Origin of the sequence: Acidovorax sp. KKS102, assembly GCF_000302535.1 — a bacterium.
Taxonomy (GTDB): domain Bacteria; phylum Pseudomonadota; class Gammaproteobacteria; order Burkholderiales; family Burkholderiaceae_C; genus Acidovorax.
The window spans coordinates 5,063,043-5,075,757 of record NC_018708.1 but is presented as its reverse complement, the minus strand read 5'-3'; the positions used below and the strand labels follow the sequence as shown (position 1 = coordinate 5,075,757).

Annotated in this window: 13 protein-coding genes; 6 read left to right on the top strand and 7 right to left on the bottom strand. The window is 66.9% G+C overall.

The window, feature by feature from the left end; all coding sequences use genetic code 11:
* On the top strand, nt 1-738 hold the full coding sequence (locus C380_RS23330; RefSeq protein WP_015016307.1) for a hypothetical protein: 738 nt from the start codon (nt 1-3) through the stop codon (nt 736-738).
* 22 nt (nt 739-760) lie between these two features.
* The gene (locus C380_RS23325) at nt 761-1,504 is read left to right on the top strand and encodes a DUF6882 domain-containing protein (RefSeq protein WP_051022759.1); all 744 of its coding nucleotides are present in this window, start codon (nt 761-763) and stop codon (nt 1,502-1,504) included.
* A gap of 31 nt (nt 1,505-1,535) precedes the next feature.
* On the opposite strand, the gene C380_RS23320 is transcribed toward C380_RS23325, so the two are convergent.
* The 5 genes from C380_RS23320 to C380_RS23300 all read right to left on the bottom strand — a co-directional run bounded on the left by C380_RS23320 (nt 1,536) and on the right by C380_RS23300 (nt 7,045).
* Nucleotides 1,536-2,540, bottom strand: coding sequence for an MBL fold metallo-hydrolase (locus C380_RS23320; protein ID WP_015016305.1), 1,005 nt, complete (start codon nt 2,538-2,540; stop codon nt 1,536-1,538).
* A gap of 127 nt (nt 2,541-2,667) precedes the next feature.
* Nucleotides 2,668-4,119, bottom strand: coding sequence for a sensor histidine kinase (locus tag C380_RS23315; protein ID WP_015016304.1), 1,452 nt, complete (start codon nt 4,117-4,119; stop codon nt 2,668-2,670).
* An 80-nt stretch (nt 4,120-4,199) separates the two neighbouring features.
* The gene (locus C380_RS23310) at nt 4,200-4,874 is read right to left on the bottom strand and encodes a response regulator transcription factor (RefSeq protein WP_015016303.1); all 675 of its coding nucleotides are present in this window, start codon (nt 4,872-4,874) and stop codon (nt 4,200-4,202) included.
* Between the two features lie 127 nt (nt 4,875-5,001).
* The gene (locus tag C380_RS23305) at nt 5,002-5,937 is read right to left on the bottom strand and encodes an N-formylglutamate amidohydrolase (protein ID WP_015016302.1); all 936 of its coding nucleotides are present in this window, start codon (nt 5,935-5,937) and stop codon (nt 5,002-5,004) included.
* A 142-nt stretch (nt 5,938-6,079) separates the two neighbouring features.
* Nucleotides 6,080-7,045, bottom strand: a complete 966-nt coding sequence (locus tag C380_RS23300; RefSeq protein WP_015016301.1) for a tripartite tricarboxylate transporter substrate binding protein — start codon at nt 7,043-7,045, stop codon at nt 6,080-6,082.
* A gap of 109 nt (nt 7,046-7,154) precedes the next feature.
* On the opposite strand from C380_RS23300, the gene C380_RS23295 reads away from it, so the two are divergent.
* A complete protein-coding gene (locus C380_RS23295; RefSeq protein WP_043565806.1) occupies nt 7,155-8,102 on the top strand; it encodes a LysR substrate-binding domain-containing protein in 948 nt (315 codons plus the stop codon).
* Here the strand turns inward: C380_RS23295 and C380_RS23290 are convergent.
* Nucleotides 8,075-8,596, bottom strand: a complete 522-nt coding sequence (locus C380_RS23290) for a MarR family winged helix-turn-helix transcriptional regulator (RefSeq protein ID WP_015016299.1) — start codon at nt 8,594-8,596, stop codon at nt 8,075-8,077. The genes C380_RS23295 and C380_RS23290 overlap by 28 nt on opposite strands.
* 139 nt (nt 8,597-8,735) lie before the next feature.
* Between C380_RS23290 and recA the strand changes: the two genes are divergently transcribed.
* Complete coding sequence (gene recA, locus C380_RS23285) at nt 8,736-9,812, top strand: recombinase RecA (protein ID WP_015016298.1); 1,077 nt, start codon at nt 8,736-8,738, stop codon at nt 9,810-9,812.
* Between the two features lie 84 nt (nt 9,813-9,896).
* Nucleotides 9,897-10,355 (top strand): recombination regulator RecX, encoded by a 459-nt coding sequence (gene recX, locus C380_RS23280; RefSeq protein ID WP_015016297.1) that lies wholly within the window; start codon nt 9,897-9,899, stop codon nt 10,353-10,355.
* A gap of 53 nt (nt 10,356-10,408) precedes the next feature.
* Here the strand turns inward: recX and argC are convergent, their stop codons facing one another.
* A complete protein-coding gene (gene argC / locus C380_RS23275) occupies nt 10,409-11,341 on the bottom strand; it encodes an N-acetyl-gamma-glutamyl-phosphate reductase (RefSeq protein ID WP_015016296.1) in 933 nt (310 codons plus the stop codon).
* A 203-nt stretch (nt 11,342-11,544) separates the two neighbouring features.
* Here argC and sucC point away from each other — a divergent pair, with 203 nt between their 5' ends.
* Nucleotides 11,545-12,705, top strand: a complete 1,161-nt coding sequence (gene sucC, locus C380_RS23270; RefSeq protein WP_015016295.1) for an ADP-forming succinate--CoA ligase subunit beta — start codon at nt 11,545-11,547, stop codon at nt 12,703-12,705.
* The last annotated feature ends 10 nt before the right edge of the window (nt 12,706-12,715 follow it).

Below are 12,715 nucleotides of genomic sequence, written 5' to 3'. Positions count from 1 at the left end.
ATGCTCCGTCTTGCCGTGATCGTGCTGCTCCTGGCCAACGCGGGCTATTACGCGTGGTCACAGGGCCTGCTGCGCCAGTTGGGCTACGCGCCGCAGGAGCAGTCGGAACCCCAGCGCATGAACCAGCAGATCCGGCCCGAGACGCTGCAGATCCTAAAGGTCAACCCCAGCAAGACCTCCTCCGCTGCGCCTCCCGGTTCCACGTCCACCCCCACTTCCCCCTCCCAGGCCACCGCCGCCAACGACTCCCCCGCCCCCCCCACCACACCGGCCGCCTCGGCCCCGGCAGACTCTGCGGAGTGCCTGCAGGCCGGCGTGTTTGACGACCGCCAGGCCGAGGCGCTGCGCACAGCGGCTGCCGGGTTGCCCGCCGGCAGCTGGATGCTGGAGCCCACGCCCATCCCAGGCCGCTGGATGGTCTACATGGGGCGGTTTGACGATATCGAAACCCTGGACCGCAAACGCGCCGAGCTGCGCGCCCGCAAGGTGGACCATGACCGCGCCGGGGGCACGCTTGAACTGGGCCTGTCGCTGGGCCGTTTTGCCTCCAAGGAGGCGGCCGAGCGCGAGCTGACCAACCTGGGCACCAAGGGCGTGCGCACCGCCCGCGTGATCCAGGAGCGCGCCGAAGCCCCCGGCTTCACGCTGCGCCTGCCCGCCGTGAACGACGCCTTGCGTGCCCAGCTGGATGTGCTGCGCACGGCCATGGCGGGCAAGACGCTGCGTGCCTGCGGCTGACGCCCTTTTGCACATGGCCACCATGAATGAAGAGCCAACGTCCATCCATTGCGGCGAGCACGGCGACGCCGCGCCCACCTACGTGTGTGGTCATCTGTGCCGCCACCCGGTGCAGCGCTGGTTTTGCGATGCGCCCTCGCCCGACACCCCCTACCCGGACGCATGGTGCGCCAGCTGCAATGCCGAGCTGCTCAAGACGGGCGGCGAGTGGAACGAACACAACGCGGACTGCCTGGACCTCCAGATCCTGTGCCACCACTGCTACCAGGACGCCATGGCGCGCAGTGTGGAGGCGCTGGATGGCGACACCCAAGCCGCCTGGATCGAGGCGGTGACGCAGGGCCACCACGCGCTGCGGGACAAGCAGCGCGCGCTGGAGCAGGACTACGGCATCGCCAGCTTTGAGCGCTGGGACTACGACCAGTCCGCCGGCACTTTGACCTTTTCGGCCGGAGGGGTGCCCCGGGTGGTGGCCGACATCGAGTTCATCGGATCGGTGTCGGAGGCCAGTGGCACCTGGCTGTGGGCCTGGGCCAATTTCCACAACGAAACCCCGGTGGTGTCGCGCATCGCGGCCGTGCGGGAGTGGGGCGAAGCCCAGGGCTTTCTGCACCTCACGGTGCCGCTGTGGAAGGGCGATGCCGTCGATGGCTGGGAGCTGTCGGGCGTGGCCGCGCAGGTGCTGGGCGCCCAGGGGGTGTACCGAGTGCCCATGGACCGGGGCTTTTTGTACATGGCCCTGATGTCGGTGCAACGCGTGGCGTGAGCACGGTTGCTGCGCCCACCCGGGTGCAGCGCTATGGCAACGGGATGGCGCGCGTCTCGCCCTGCCGCAGGAGCCAGACGCGGTCCAGCGGCAGGCCCCGCTGCGCCAGTGCGGTGGCCAGGTCGCGCGGCGGGTGGTCGAAGGCCTCCTGCGTCAGCATGAACGTGCCCCAGTGCACGCCCATGGCTTGCCTGGCCTCCACATCCAGCATCAGCTGCACGGCGTCCTCGGGGTTCACGTGCATGGGCTTCATGAAGTCGCGGGGCAGGTAGGCGCCGATGGGCAGGGCCAGAAAGTCCACCGGCCCCAGGCGCTGGCGGATGGCCTTGAAGTCGTCGCTGTAGCCCGTGTCGCCCGGGAACAGAAAGCGCCAGGGCGCAGCCGCCTGCGGGCGCGCCCATTCCAGCAGGTACCCACCCCACAGCGAGGCATTCGTATCCCACGGGGTGCGGCGGCTCCAGTGCTGCGACGGTGTGAACACCACGCGCACGCCGGGGGCGATGTCGGCGTGCTCCCACCAGTTCAGCGCGGTGACGGGGCCCATGCCCCGCTGTGTGAACCAGTCGGCCAGCCCCAGCGGCACCACAAAGCGGGGCGACTGGCCCGCGTCGCGCAGGCGGCGCAAGGTGCCGTAGCACAGGTGGTCGTAGTGGTTGTGCGAGATCAGCACCACATCGATGGGCGGCAGGTCCTCGGGCGCCAGGGGCACGGGCACCCGGCGCGGGGCGCCAAAGCGGCCCAGGGGGCCCGCAAAACCGCACAGCGTGGGGTCGATCAGCACGTTGAGGCCCGCCACCTGCAGCAGCATGGAGACATGGCCCAGCCAGGTGATCACGGGCGCCTGCTGGCGCTGCGCTAGGCGGGCAGGGTCCACGGGCTGCGTCCATTGCCGGGCAAAGGCCGCGTAGCCACCCGCCGGTTCGCTGCGGGGCTTGAAATCGCCGCGCAGCGAGCGCCAGACCATTTCGTACCAGGGGAAGTTGCCGATCACCACGTCAGGGTGCGTATTGGCAAAGCGGCGGGGTGGTGAGGTCATGGGGGCTGCGTCCGTGCAAAAAGATCGGGCCAAGCGACGAGGCCGCATGATGCCGGATGCCCGGTGCTGTGGCGGGCTGCCGGCGCATCAACCCTGCGGCGTGCCGGCCTTGTCTTCTGCCACAGGGTCAGCTGCCCGCCACCACGTCCCGCGCCGCAAACCGCACGCTGAAGCGCGCGCCGGGCGGGGTCTGGCCAGGGCGCGCGTCTTCGAGCGTGACCTCGGCATCGTGCTTGCTGGCAATCTCCAGCACGATGGGCAGGCCCAGCCCGGAGCCATCGGCCTCGCTGCCCAGGGCGCGGTAGAACGGCTGGAACACCAGCTCGCGCTCGGCCTCGGGCACGCCGGGGCCGGAGTCTTCGACCTGCAGCAGCAGCACATGGCCGAAGGTGTCGGCCAGCACGCGGGCGGTGACCACGCCGGGTTTGTCCGGCGTGGAGGGGGTGTAGTTGATGGCGTTGTCCACCAGGTTGCGCACCAGCTCCTTGAGCAGCGTGGGGTTGCCGTCGATCAGCACGCCCGGCGATCCCGGTTCAGCGCCGTCGTAGCCCAGGTCGATGTGCTTGTCGAGCGCGCGGGGCACCGAGTCGCGCACCACCTCGATCACCAGGCGTGCCAGGTCGCAGGGCTGGCGGGCAATGCCCACGCCGCTGCCTTCGGCGCGCGCCAGCGCCAGCAGCTGGTTGACGGTGTGTGTGGCGCGGATGCTGGAGCGGCCGATCTGCTGCAGCGAGCGCTTGAGCTCTTCCGTGCTGGTGCCTTCGCGCTGGGCCAGGTCGGCCTGCATGCGCAGGCCCGCCAGCGGGGTCTTGAGCTGGTGGGCGGCGTCGGCCAGAAAGCGCTTTTGGGTGGCCAGCGAATCGTTCAGGCGCGTGAGCAAGTCGTTCACGGACGACACCAGCGGCGCCACTTCGAGGGGCACGGTGCGGTCGTCCAGGGGCGAGAGGTCGTCGGGGTTGCGCGCGCGGATGCGCTGCTCCAGCTGGTTGAGCGGCTGGATGCCGCGCGCCAGCGCCAGCCACACCAGCAGCACCGCCAGCGGCAGGATGACGAACTGCGGCAGCATCACGCCCTTGATGATTTCGGTGGCCAGCACGCTGCGCTTTTCGCGCGTCTCGGCCACCTGGACCAGCGCCACCGGCGTGTCCTTGAGCGGCAGGCGCACCCAGATATAGGCCACGCGGATGTCAATGCCGCGCATCTCGGCATCGCGCAGCCGCACCTCGCCCGACAGGGGCACCTCGTCGCTCGGGGGCTCGGGCAGCTCGCGCTCGCCCGAGAGGAACTCGCCGCCCGGGCCGATGACCTGGTAGTACACGATGTCGGAGTCGTCGGCCCGCAGGATCTCGCTGGCGGGCTGGGGCAGGTTGAACTGGGCCTTGTCGCCCACCACGCTCACCAGCTGCGCGAGTGCGTGGGCGTTGTATTCCAGCGCCCGGTCAAACGGCTTGTTGGCCAGGCCCTGGGCCACCAGCCAGGTCAGCGCCAGGCTCACCGGCCACAGCAGCAGCAGCGGCGTGAGCATCCAGTCGAGGATTTCGCCGAACAGGGAGCGCTGCTCGCGCTGGAAGATCTTCACAGCGCCCGCCGAGGCAGTTTAGAAGCCAAAACACCCGATAGCGCTGGATTCATATGCGCGAGCAGCTATCGTTTTGATAGTTAACTGGGGATCTTCTCAAGGCAGTAGCCCAGGCCGCGCACGGTGGCGATGCGGATGGGCCCGCCCTCGATCTTCTTGCGCAGGCGGTGGATGTAGACCTCGATGGCGTTGTTGCTCACCTCTTCGCCCCACTCGCACAGGCGCTCCACCAGCTGCTCCTTGCTCACCAGGCGGCCGGCGCGCTGCAGCAGTACTTCCAGCAGGCCCAGCTCGCGGGCGGAAAGTTCGATCATCTTGCCGTCGATGGTGGCCACGCGGCCGGCCTGGTCGTACACCAGCGGGCCGTGCTTGATGGCGCTGCTGGTGCCGCCCATGCCCCGGCGCGTGAGGGCGCGCACGCGGGCTTCCAGCTCCTGCAGGCTGAAGGGCTTGGCCATGTAGTCGTCGGCGCCAAAGTCCAGCCCCTTCACGCGCTCTTCCACGCTGTCGGCGGCGGTGAGGATCAGCACCGGCAGGGCAGAGCCCCGGCCGCGCAGCTTTTTCAGCACTTCCAGCCCATGCATCTTGGGCAGGCCCAAGTCCAGGATGAGCAGGTCGAACTCGTTGTTGGTCATGAGCGCCGCGTCGGCCTCGCTGCCGCTGGCGACATGGTCCACCACGGCGCCCGAGGCACGCAGCGTGCGCAGCAGGCCATCGGCCAGCACCTGGTCGTCTTCGGCAATGAGGATGCGCATGCGGGTGTCTCCTGGTGGGTGGCAGCGGTCTGGCGCCGCGCCTGTGCGTCGATTTTAGGCGGCGCCGCGCCCCGCTGCGCCGAGAAAACGGCGCCCTTTGCGCGCGCAGCGCCCAGGCCCGGGGCTGTCAGCGCGGGTCGTGCGCCAGCAGCTTGTGTACCAGGGCTTGCAGGTCGGCCTGCAGGCGGGCCATGCCCTCGGGGTGCTGGGCGAGCGTCTGCTCGTCCATGTAGAGCTTGCGGTTGATCTCGACCTGGATGCTGTGGCGCTGCTGCGCGGGGTGGCCGTAGCGGCGCACCAGTTCCACGCCCTTGTAGGGGTGGTTGTATTCGACGCTGTAGCCGCACGCGCGCAGGTGCTCGCAGATCAGCGCCGACAGCGCCGGGCTGGCCGTGGTGCCGTCGCGGTCGCCGATCACAAAGTCCGCATGCTCCAGCCCTGGAAACTCGGTGGCAAAGCGCCCGGCCACGGCGGGCATGGAGTGGCAGTTGAGGTGGATGCTGTAGCCATGGCGCGCGTGGGCGGCATCGATGGCTTGTGCCACGGCGGCGTGGTACGGGCGCCAGCAGCGGTCGATGCGCGCACGCACCTCGACCACAGTGAGCTGGCGCTGGTAGATGGGTTCGCCCTGGTCGGTGAACTTCCAGATCAGCCCCTTGCCCAGGCGCACCTTGCTGAGCACCTTGGGATCGGTGGAGATGGGGTCGGGCCAGTCGCCGTCCAGCAGGCTGGTGTCCAGCTCGGTCGTATCGCGGTTGGCGTCCAGGTAGATGCGGGGGAAGTGGGCCTCGACCCAGGCCACGCCGAGCGCGGGGGCAAAGTCGTAGATCTTTTCGACGTGGGTGTCTTCGGCCCGGCGCAGCGTGGCCAGGTCTAGGGCGGAACCAAAGTCGTCGGGGTACCGGGTGCCGCTGTGGGGGGAGTCGAGGACCAGTGGTGTGCTGCCGGGCACCGCAGTGACGGTGGCGGTGCTGGAGGGTTGTGTGGCAAGCCCCGGCGAGCCGGTGACGCCGGGCTGGGCCTGCTGGAAGCGGTGGTGGATCAGTTTCAAGGCTGCATGCATAGGCAGAGTGTGCGCAAAGGAGGGCGGCTGGCCTAGCCGCCCAGACCGGGATGTGACTATGGTTATCCCTGAGGGGCATCCGCGTCGTTTCGTCATCCCGGCTGTGGCCGTCCCCGGGCCCAGGGCCCGGGGGGGAATCAGGTCAGTCGAGCACCACCTTGGCGTAGGCGGCAACGCCCTTCATTTTCTCGATCTCGTGGGCGATCTGCGCGGTGAACTCTTTGGACGTTGTGCCCGATGGGTACAGGCCCTGCCCCGCGAGGCGCTCCCGCACGGTGGGTTCCTTCAGGGCCTGGGCCACGGCCTGCTGGATGCGTTCCACCACGGCGGTGGGTGTGCCCGTGGGGGCGACCATGCCAAACCACGAGGGTTCGTTGGCCTGCTTGTAGCCCAGCGCGGCGTAGGTGGGCACGTCGGGCAGCACGTCCAGCCGCACGGGCCAGGAAACGGCCAGCGCCCTGAGCTTGCCCGCCTTGATGTACGGCAGCGATGAGGCCACCTGGTCAAAGTACACCCCTACCTGGCCCGCCAGCACATCGTTGATGGCCGGGCCCGCGCCGCGGTAGGCGATGTGGACCATGGAGGTGCCCGATGCGCGCTTGAACAGCTCGCCCCACATGTGGCCGATGGTGCCGTTGCCGGGGGTGGCGTACGACACCTTGCCGGGGTTGGCCTTGAGGTATTTCACCAGCTCGGCGAGGTCTTTGACGGGCAGTACCGTCGGATTCACCACGATCACGCCAGGCGCCTTGACGATTTCGGTCACGCCCACAAAGTCCTTGGTGGGGTCGTACGGCAGCTTGCTGTAGACGGCGGGGTTCACCCCATGGGTGGACAGCGTGGCCACCCCCAGGGTCAGGCCGTCTGCGGGAGCCCGCGCTACTTCGGCCATGCCGATGGAGCCGCCTGCGCCGCCCCGGTTCTCCAGCACCACGGGCTGCTTGAGGATGCGCGCCAGCGGCTCTTGCAGGCTGCGGGCCGTGATGTCGGTCGCTCCGCCCGGGGGGAAGGGCACGATGATGCGCAGGGGCTTGCCCTCTTGCGCCAAGGATATTCCAGGAACGAAAGATACAGCGGCCAGCGCTGAGAGCATATGACGGCGTTGCATGGAGGATTCTCCTATTGGGGAGACTCAAGGTTACGGAGGCTGCTCCCAATCAACAAGCAATGGTTGGGCCTGATAACATTCCATACTGGAATGTTCAAGCGCTGAGCCCATGTCCTCCCTCCGCCGGTTGTCGCCCCCTTTGCACCTGTTGCGCGCGTTCTCTATGGTCACGCGGTTTGGCAGCGTCTCCCGCGCGGCCGACGCCCTGCACCTCACCCAAAGCGCGGTCAGCAAGCAGGTCAAGGAACTGGAGGGCTGGGTGGGCGTACCGTTGTTCGAGCGCAGCCGCAAGCGCCTGGCGCTGACCCCCGCGGGCGAGCGCTACGAGAAGGCCGTGCGCGGCGTGCTGGCGCAGCTGGAGGCGGCCACACTGGAGCTGATCACCAGCGATGACGGCGGCGGCGCGCTGCACCTGTCCAGCCTGCCCACGTTTGCCGCCAAGTGGCTCATCCCGCGCCTGCCCCAGTTCCAGCAGCAGCATCCGCAAATCACGCTGCACTTTGTGCCCTATGTGCACAGCTACGACTTCACCCGGCCCGAGCTGGACTGCGCCATTCTGTTCGGCGACGGCCACTGGCCCGGCGCGCACGCCCACCACATCACTGGCAACGAGGTGGCGCTGATTGCCCCCCGCACCAAGGTGGCCGACTGGCCCATCCACACCCCGCGCGATGTGGCCCGCTACACCCTGCTGCGCCACGTGACCGTGCCTGAGGCGTGGCTGCGCTGGAGCGAGACACACGGGGTGGAGGGCCTCATCGACCCGCTGGCCGGGCCGCAGTTCGACCAGTTCCAGACCATGATCCGCGCCGTGATGGCGGGCATGGGCCTGGCGCTGGTGCCGCGTTGCCTGGTGCAGGACGAAATCACAGCGGGCCTGGTGCGCGAGCCCCTGCCCGATGCCGACCTGCGCGGCGGCTACCGCAGCGATGTGGGCTACTGGTTCTGCTACCCCGAAGGCCGCACGCAACTGCACGCGCTGCAGTGCTTCAAGGAATGGTTGCTGGCGTGCGCCGAGCCGGTGGGGGCTCAGACACCCGTATCTCCGCCCGCATAGGCTTCCAGCCCGATCGCCACCACAGTGGCTACGTCTTGGCCCACCTCGGCGCGGAACTCTGCCTCGGCCTGCGCCACTGCATCCCGGAACGCTTGCAGCCACGCCAGGCCGGTGGGCGTGAAGCACACGCGGCGCGCCCGCGCATCCAGCGGGTCTACCTGCCGTGTGACCAGCCCCCAGGCCTCGCACTGGTCCACCAGGTTGGCCATGGCCTGCTTGGTCATGCCCGCGCGCTGGGCCAGGTCGGTCAGCCGGTCGCCCTGCAAGGCCAGGTGGCGCGTGATGTGCACATGGGCGGCCGTCACCTGGTCGCGCGCCGCGAGGTTGGACAAGGCTAGAGGCACCTCCACGTTGCGCGCCATCAGCTGCAGCACCCGCGCGTCGAAGCGGCGCAATGCACTGCCCATCAGGCGGCCTAGGTGGGTTTGGCGCCAGCGGTCGTCCGCTCCCGGGGTGGGCGTGGCGGAGACGGTGGCAGGAGAAAAATCGGCCATGCGATATTGTCAGGCAAACTGACTAAAAATCGCTTTATCTGGATTTCATTGCTCGCATAAACTACTGTTCAAGCATCCAGCCTGTGATTAACCGCAGAGCGATGCAAGCATCCAACCTGTTGTTTTCAAGGAGTTTCTCATGGACGTCGCAGTCAAAGGCACCAACCCCGCATTGCCAGTGAACACCGAAAAGGCCAAGGCCCTGGCCGCCGCGCTCGCCCAGATCGAGAAGCAATTTGGCAAGGGCACGATCATGCGCCTGGGTGAAGGCGAGGTGATCGAGGACATCCAGGTGGTCTCCACCGGCTCCTTGGGCCTGGACATTGCCCTGGGCGTGGGCGGCCTGCCCCGCGGCCGTGTGGTCGAGATCTACGGCCCGGAATCGTCGGGCAAGACCACGCTCACGCTGCAGGTGGTGGCCGAGATGCAAAAGCAAGGCGGCACCTGCGCGTTTGTCGATGCCGAGCACGCCCTCGACGTGCAATACGCCCAGAAGCTGGGCGTGCAGCTGTCCGACCTGCTCATCAGCCAGCCCGACACCGGCGAACAAGCCCTGGAAATCGTGGATAGCCTCGTTCGTTCCGGGGCCGTGGACCTGATCATCGTGGACTCGGTGGCCGCACTCACGCCCAAGGCCGAAATCGAAGGCGAAATGGGCGATGCCCTGCCCGGCCTGCAGGCCCGCCTGATGAGCCAGGCGCTGCGCAAACTCACCGCCACGATCAAGAAGACCAACTGCATGGTCATCTTCATCAACCAGATCCGCATGAAGATCGGCGTGATGTTCGGCTCGCCCGAAACGACGACCGGCGGCAATGCGCTGAAGTTCTATGCCTCGGTGCGCCTGGATATCCGCCGCACCGGCACCATCAAGAAGGGCGACGAAGCCATCGGCAACGAGACCAAGGTCAAGGTGGTCAAGAACAAGGTGAGCCCGCCCTTCAAGACGGCCGAGTTCGACATCCTGTTTGGCGAAGGCATCAGCCGCGAAGGCGAGATCATCGACATGGGCGTGAACGCCAAGGTCATCGAAAAGAGCGGCGCCTGGTACGCCTACAACGGCGAGAAGATCGGTCAGGGCCGTGACAACGCCCGCGAGTTTTTGCGTGAAAACCCCGACCTGGCCCGCGAGATCGAGAACAAGGTGCGCGAAGGGCTGGGCATTGCGCTGCTGCCTGGCGCACTGCAGGCTCCAGCAGCGGCTGCCGACGAGTGATTGACGGTTTTTGAAGCCAAATGGCCTGCAGGCGCACATTCCATATGCGCCTGCAGCTATTGAAAATATAGCGTTTGGTCAGCCATGGGATTCATTGCGCTCTCGCTCAAAGGCCGTGCACTGCGGCTGCTGAGCCAGCGCGAACATTCGCGGGCCGAGCTGCAGCGCAAGCTCAGCCCCCATGTGCAAGAGGGCGAAGACCTGGAGGCCGTGCTGGACGACCTGCAGGCCCGGGACTTCATCAGCGAGGCGCGGGTCGTGGAGTCGGTGCTGAACCGGCGCGCCGGTCGCCTGGGTGCATCGCGCATCCGGCAAGAGCTGCAATCCAAAGGGCTGGGCGCAGAGGCCGTGCAGCAGGCCGTGGCCCAGCTGCAGGGCAGCGAACTGGAGCGTGCCCGCGAGGTGTGGCGCCGCAAGTTTGGCGAGCCCGCCGCAGACCCACAAACCCGCGCCAAACAGATGCGCTTCTTGCTGACGCGGGGGTTCTCAGGCGATGTGGTGCGGCGCGCCGTGCAGGGCGCCGACGATTCCGACGAGGGGTGAGCGCACTGCTCACAAGCAGGGCTTTCGCCCCCTTCTGAAGCGCTGGGGTATGGTTACACGCCCAGCATCAACTGCAGGTTCTGCACGGCGGCACCGCTGGCGCCCTTGCCCAGGTTGTCCAGGCGCGCAATGACCACGGCTTGCCGGTATTGCTCGTTGGCAAACACGCGCAGTTCCAGCTTGTTGGTGTCGGTCAGCGTGTCGGCCGCCAGCTTCAAATCGCCGGTGGGCGGCAGCACGCTCACCCATTGTTCGGGCGTGTTGGTGCGGCTGTAGTGGGCAGCCAGCGCGTCGTGCAGGTCGCTGGCCTTGGGGGCGCCGGGCAGCAGGTCCAGGTGTAGCGGCAACTGCACCAGCATGCCCTGGCGGAAGTTGCCCACGGCGGGGATGAACACCGGGCGGCGCGTGAGCCCGGTGTAGCGCAGGATCTCTGGGATGTGCTTGTGCGACAGGCCCAGTGCATACGCTTCATAAGGTGCTGCCGTACCTGCCTCGTACGCTTCGATCATCGTGCGGCCACCGCCGGAGTAGCCCGACACCGAGGGCAGGCTCAAGGGGTAGTCCGCAGGGATCAGGCCCGCATCGACCAGCGGGCGCAAGATGGCAATGGCCCCCGTGGCGTAGCAGCCGGGGTTGGAGACGCGGCTGGCTTCGCGCACTGCCTGTGCCTGCGATGCGGCGAGTTCTGGAAACCCGTACACCCAGCCATCGGCCGTGCGGTGCGCGGTGCTGGCATCGATGACCTTGACTTTGCGGCCCGAACTGCGCTCGATCTCGTCCACCATGGCCACGGTGTCGCGCGCGGCGTCGTCGTGCAGGCACAGCACCACCAGATCCACCCCCGCGATCAGGTCGCGCTTGGCGGCAGGATCTTTGCGCAGCTCGGGCGCAATGCTGACCAGCTCGATCTGCGGCATGGCCTGCAGACGCTCGCGGATCTGCAGGCCTGTGGTGCCGGCTTCGCCATCAATAAAGACTTTGGACATGGAGGTGCTCCTGCAAAAAAGGACGGCAGCGTCTGCCGGCAAAAGGAATGGGAAAGGCTGCGACGCCAACCCTGGATGTAAGCCAGGCACAAGGATGGTGCGTTGCAGCATGATACAGTCGCGGGTTGCCATGTCCCAAGCCCGCGGCCAGACAACTGTTCATGGTAAACGGGTAACTACCACCCTTCCCTGAGAGAGACCTCATGAAGATTCACGAATACCAAGGCAAGGAAATCTTGCGCAATTTTGGTGTGCCCGTTCCGCGTGGCATTCCCGCATTCACGGTGCAAGAAGCCGTGGAAGCAGCCCAGAAGCTCGGCGGCCCCGTGTGGGTGGTCAAGGCCCAGATCCACGCCGGTGGCCGTGGCAAGGGCGGCGGCGTGAAGGTTGCCAAGACCATTGACGACGTGAAGGCTCGCGCCAGCGAAATCCTGGGCATGCAACTGGTCACGCACCAGACCGGCCCTGAAGGCCAGAAGGTCCGCCGCCTGTACATCGAAGACGGCGCCGACATCAAGAACGAACTGTACGTTTCGCTGGTCACCGACCGCGCCACGCAGAAGGTCGCCCTGATCGCTTCGAGCGAAGGCGGCATGGACATTGAGGAAGTGGCCCACTCCACGCCCGAGAAGATCGTCACCGAGATGATCGACCCGCTGACCGGCATCACCGAAGCGCAGAGCCGCAAGGTGGCAGCCGCCATCGGCCTGACCGGCGCTTCCATCGATCAGGCTGTGGACATCTTCGCCAAGATCTACAAGTGCTACATGGACACCGATGCGTCGCTGGTGGAAATCAACCCGCTGAACTGCGACTCCAAGGGCAACCTGATGGCCCTGGACGCGAAGTTCAACTTTGACGCCAACGCCCTGTTCCGCCACCCCGAAATCGTCGCCTTCCGCGATCTGGACGAAGAAGATCCCGCCGAAGTGGAAGCCTCCAAGTTCGACCTGGCCTACATCAGCCTGGACGGCAACATCGGCTGCCTGGTGAACGGCGCTGGCCTGGCCATGGCCACCATGGACACCATCAAGCTGTTCGGCGGCGAGCCCGCCAACTTCCTGGACGTGGGCGGCGGCGCCACCCCCGAGAAGGTGACCGAAGCCTTCAAGATCATGCTCAAAAACCCCAAGGTCAAGGGCATTCTGGTCAACATCTTCGGCGGCATCATGAAGTGCGACACCATCGCCACCGGCGTGATCACCGCCTGCAAGGCCGTGAACCTGAACGTGCCGCTGGTCGTGCGCATGAAGGGTACGAACGAAGAGCTGGGCAAGAAGATGCTGGCCGAGTCCGGCCTGCCCATCATCGCTGCAGACACCATGGCCGAAGCTGCGACCAAGATCGTTGCTGCCGTCAAGTAAGCCCGGAGAA

What these genes read in the sequence shown, in the direction of transcription:
- C380_RS23330 (WP_015016307.1), top strand. Translation starts at nt 1, where the DNA reads ATGCTCCGTCTTGCCGTGATCGTGCTGCTCCTGGCCAACGCGGGCTAT.
- C380_RS23325 (WP_051022759.1), top strand. Translation starts at nt 761, where the DNA reads ATGAATGAAGAGCCAACGTCCATCCATTGCGGCGAGCACGGCGACGCC.
- C380_RS23320 (WP_015016305.1), bottom strand. Translation starts at nt 2,540, where the DNA reads ATGACCTCACCACCCCGCCGCTTTGCCAATACGCACCCTGACGTGGTG.
- C380_RS23310 (WP_015016303.1), bottom strand. Translation starts at nt 4,874, where the DNA reads ATGCGCATCCTCATTGCCGAAGACGACCAGGTGCTGGCCGATGGCCTG.
- C380_RS23305 (WP_015016302.1), bottom strand. Translation starts at nt 5,937, where the DNA reads ATGCATGCAGCCTTGAAACTGATCCACCACCGCTTCCAGCAGGCCCAG.
- C380_RS23300 (WP_015016301.1), bottom strand. Translation starts at nt 7,045, where the DNA reads ATGCAACGCCGTCATATGCTCTCAGCGCTGGCCGCTGTATCTTTCGTT.
- C380_RS23295 (WP_043565806.1), top strand. Translation starts at nt 7,155, where the DNA reads ATGTCCTCCCTCCGCCGGTTGTCGCCCCCTTTGCACCTGTTGCGCGCG.
- C380_RS23290 (WP_015016299.1), bottom strand. Translation starts at nt 8,596, where the DNA reads ATGGCCGATTTTTCTCCTGCCACCGTCTCCGCCACGCCCACCCCGGGA.
- recA (WP_015016298.1), top strand. Translation starts at nt 8,736, where the DNA reads ATGGACGTCGCAGTCAAAGGCACCAACCCCGCATTGCCAGTGAACACC.
- recX (WP_015016297.1), top strand. Translation starts at nt 9,897, where the DNA reads ATGGGATTCATTGCGCTCTCGCTCAAAGGCCGTGCACTGCGGCTGCTG.
- argC (WP_015016296.1), bottom strand. Translation starts at nt 11,341, where the DNA reads ATGTCCAAAGTCTTTATTGATGGCGAAGCCGGCACCACAGGCCTGCAG.
- sucC (WP_015016295.1), top strand. Translation starts at nt 11,545, where the DNA reads ATGAAGATTCACGAATACCAAGGCAAGGAAATCTTGCGCAATTTTGGT.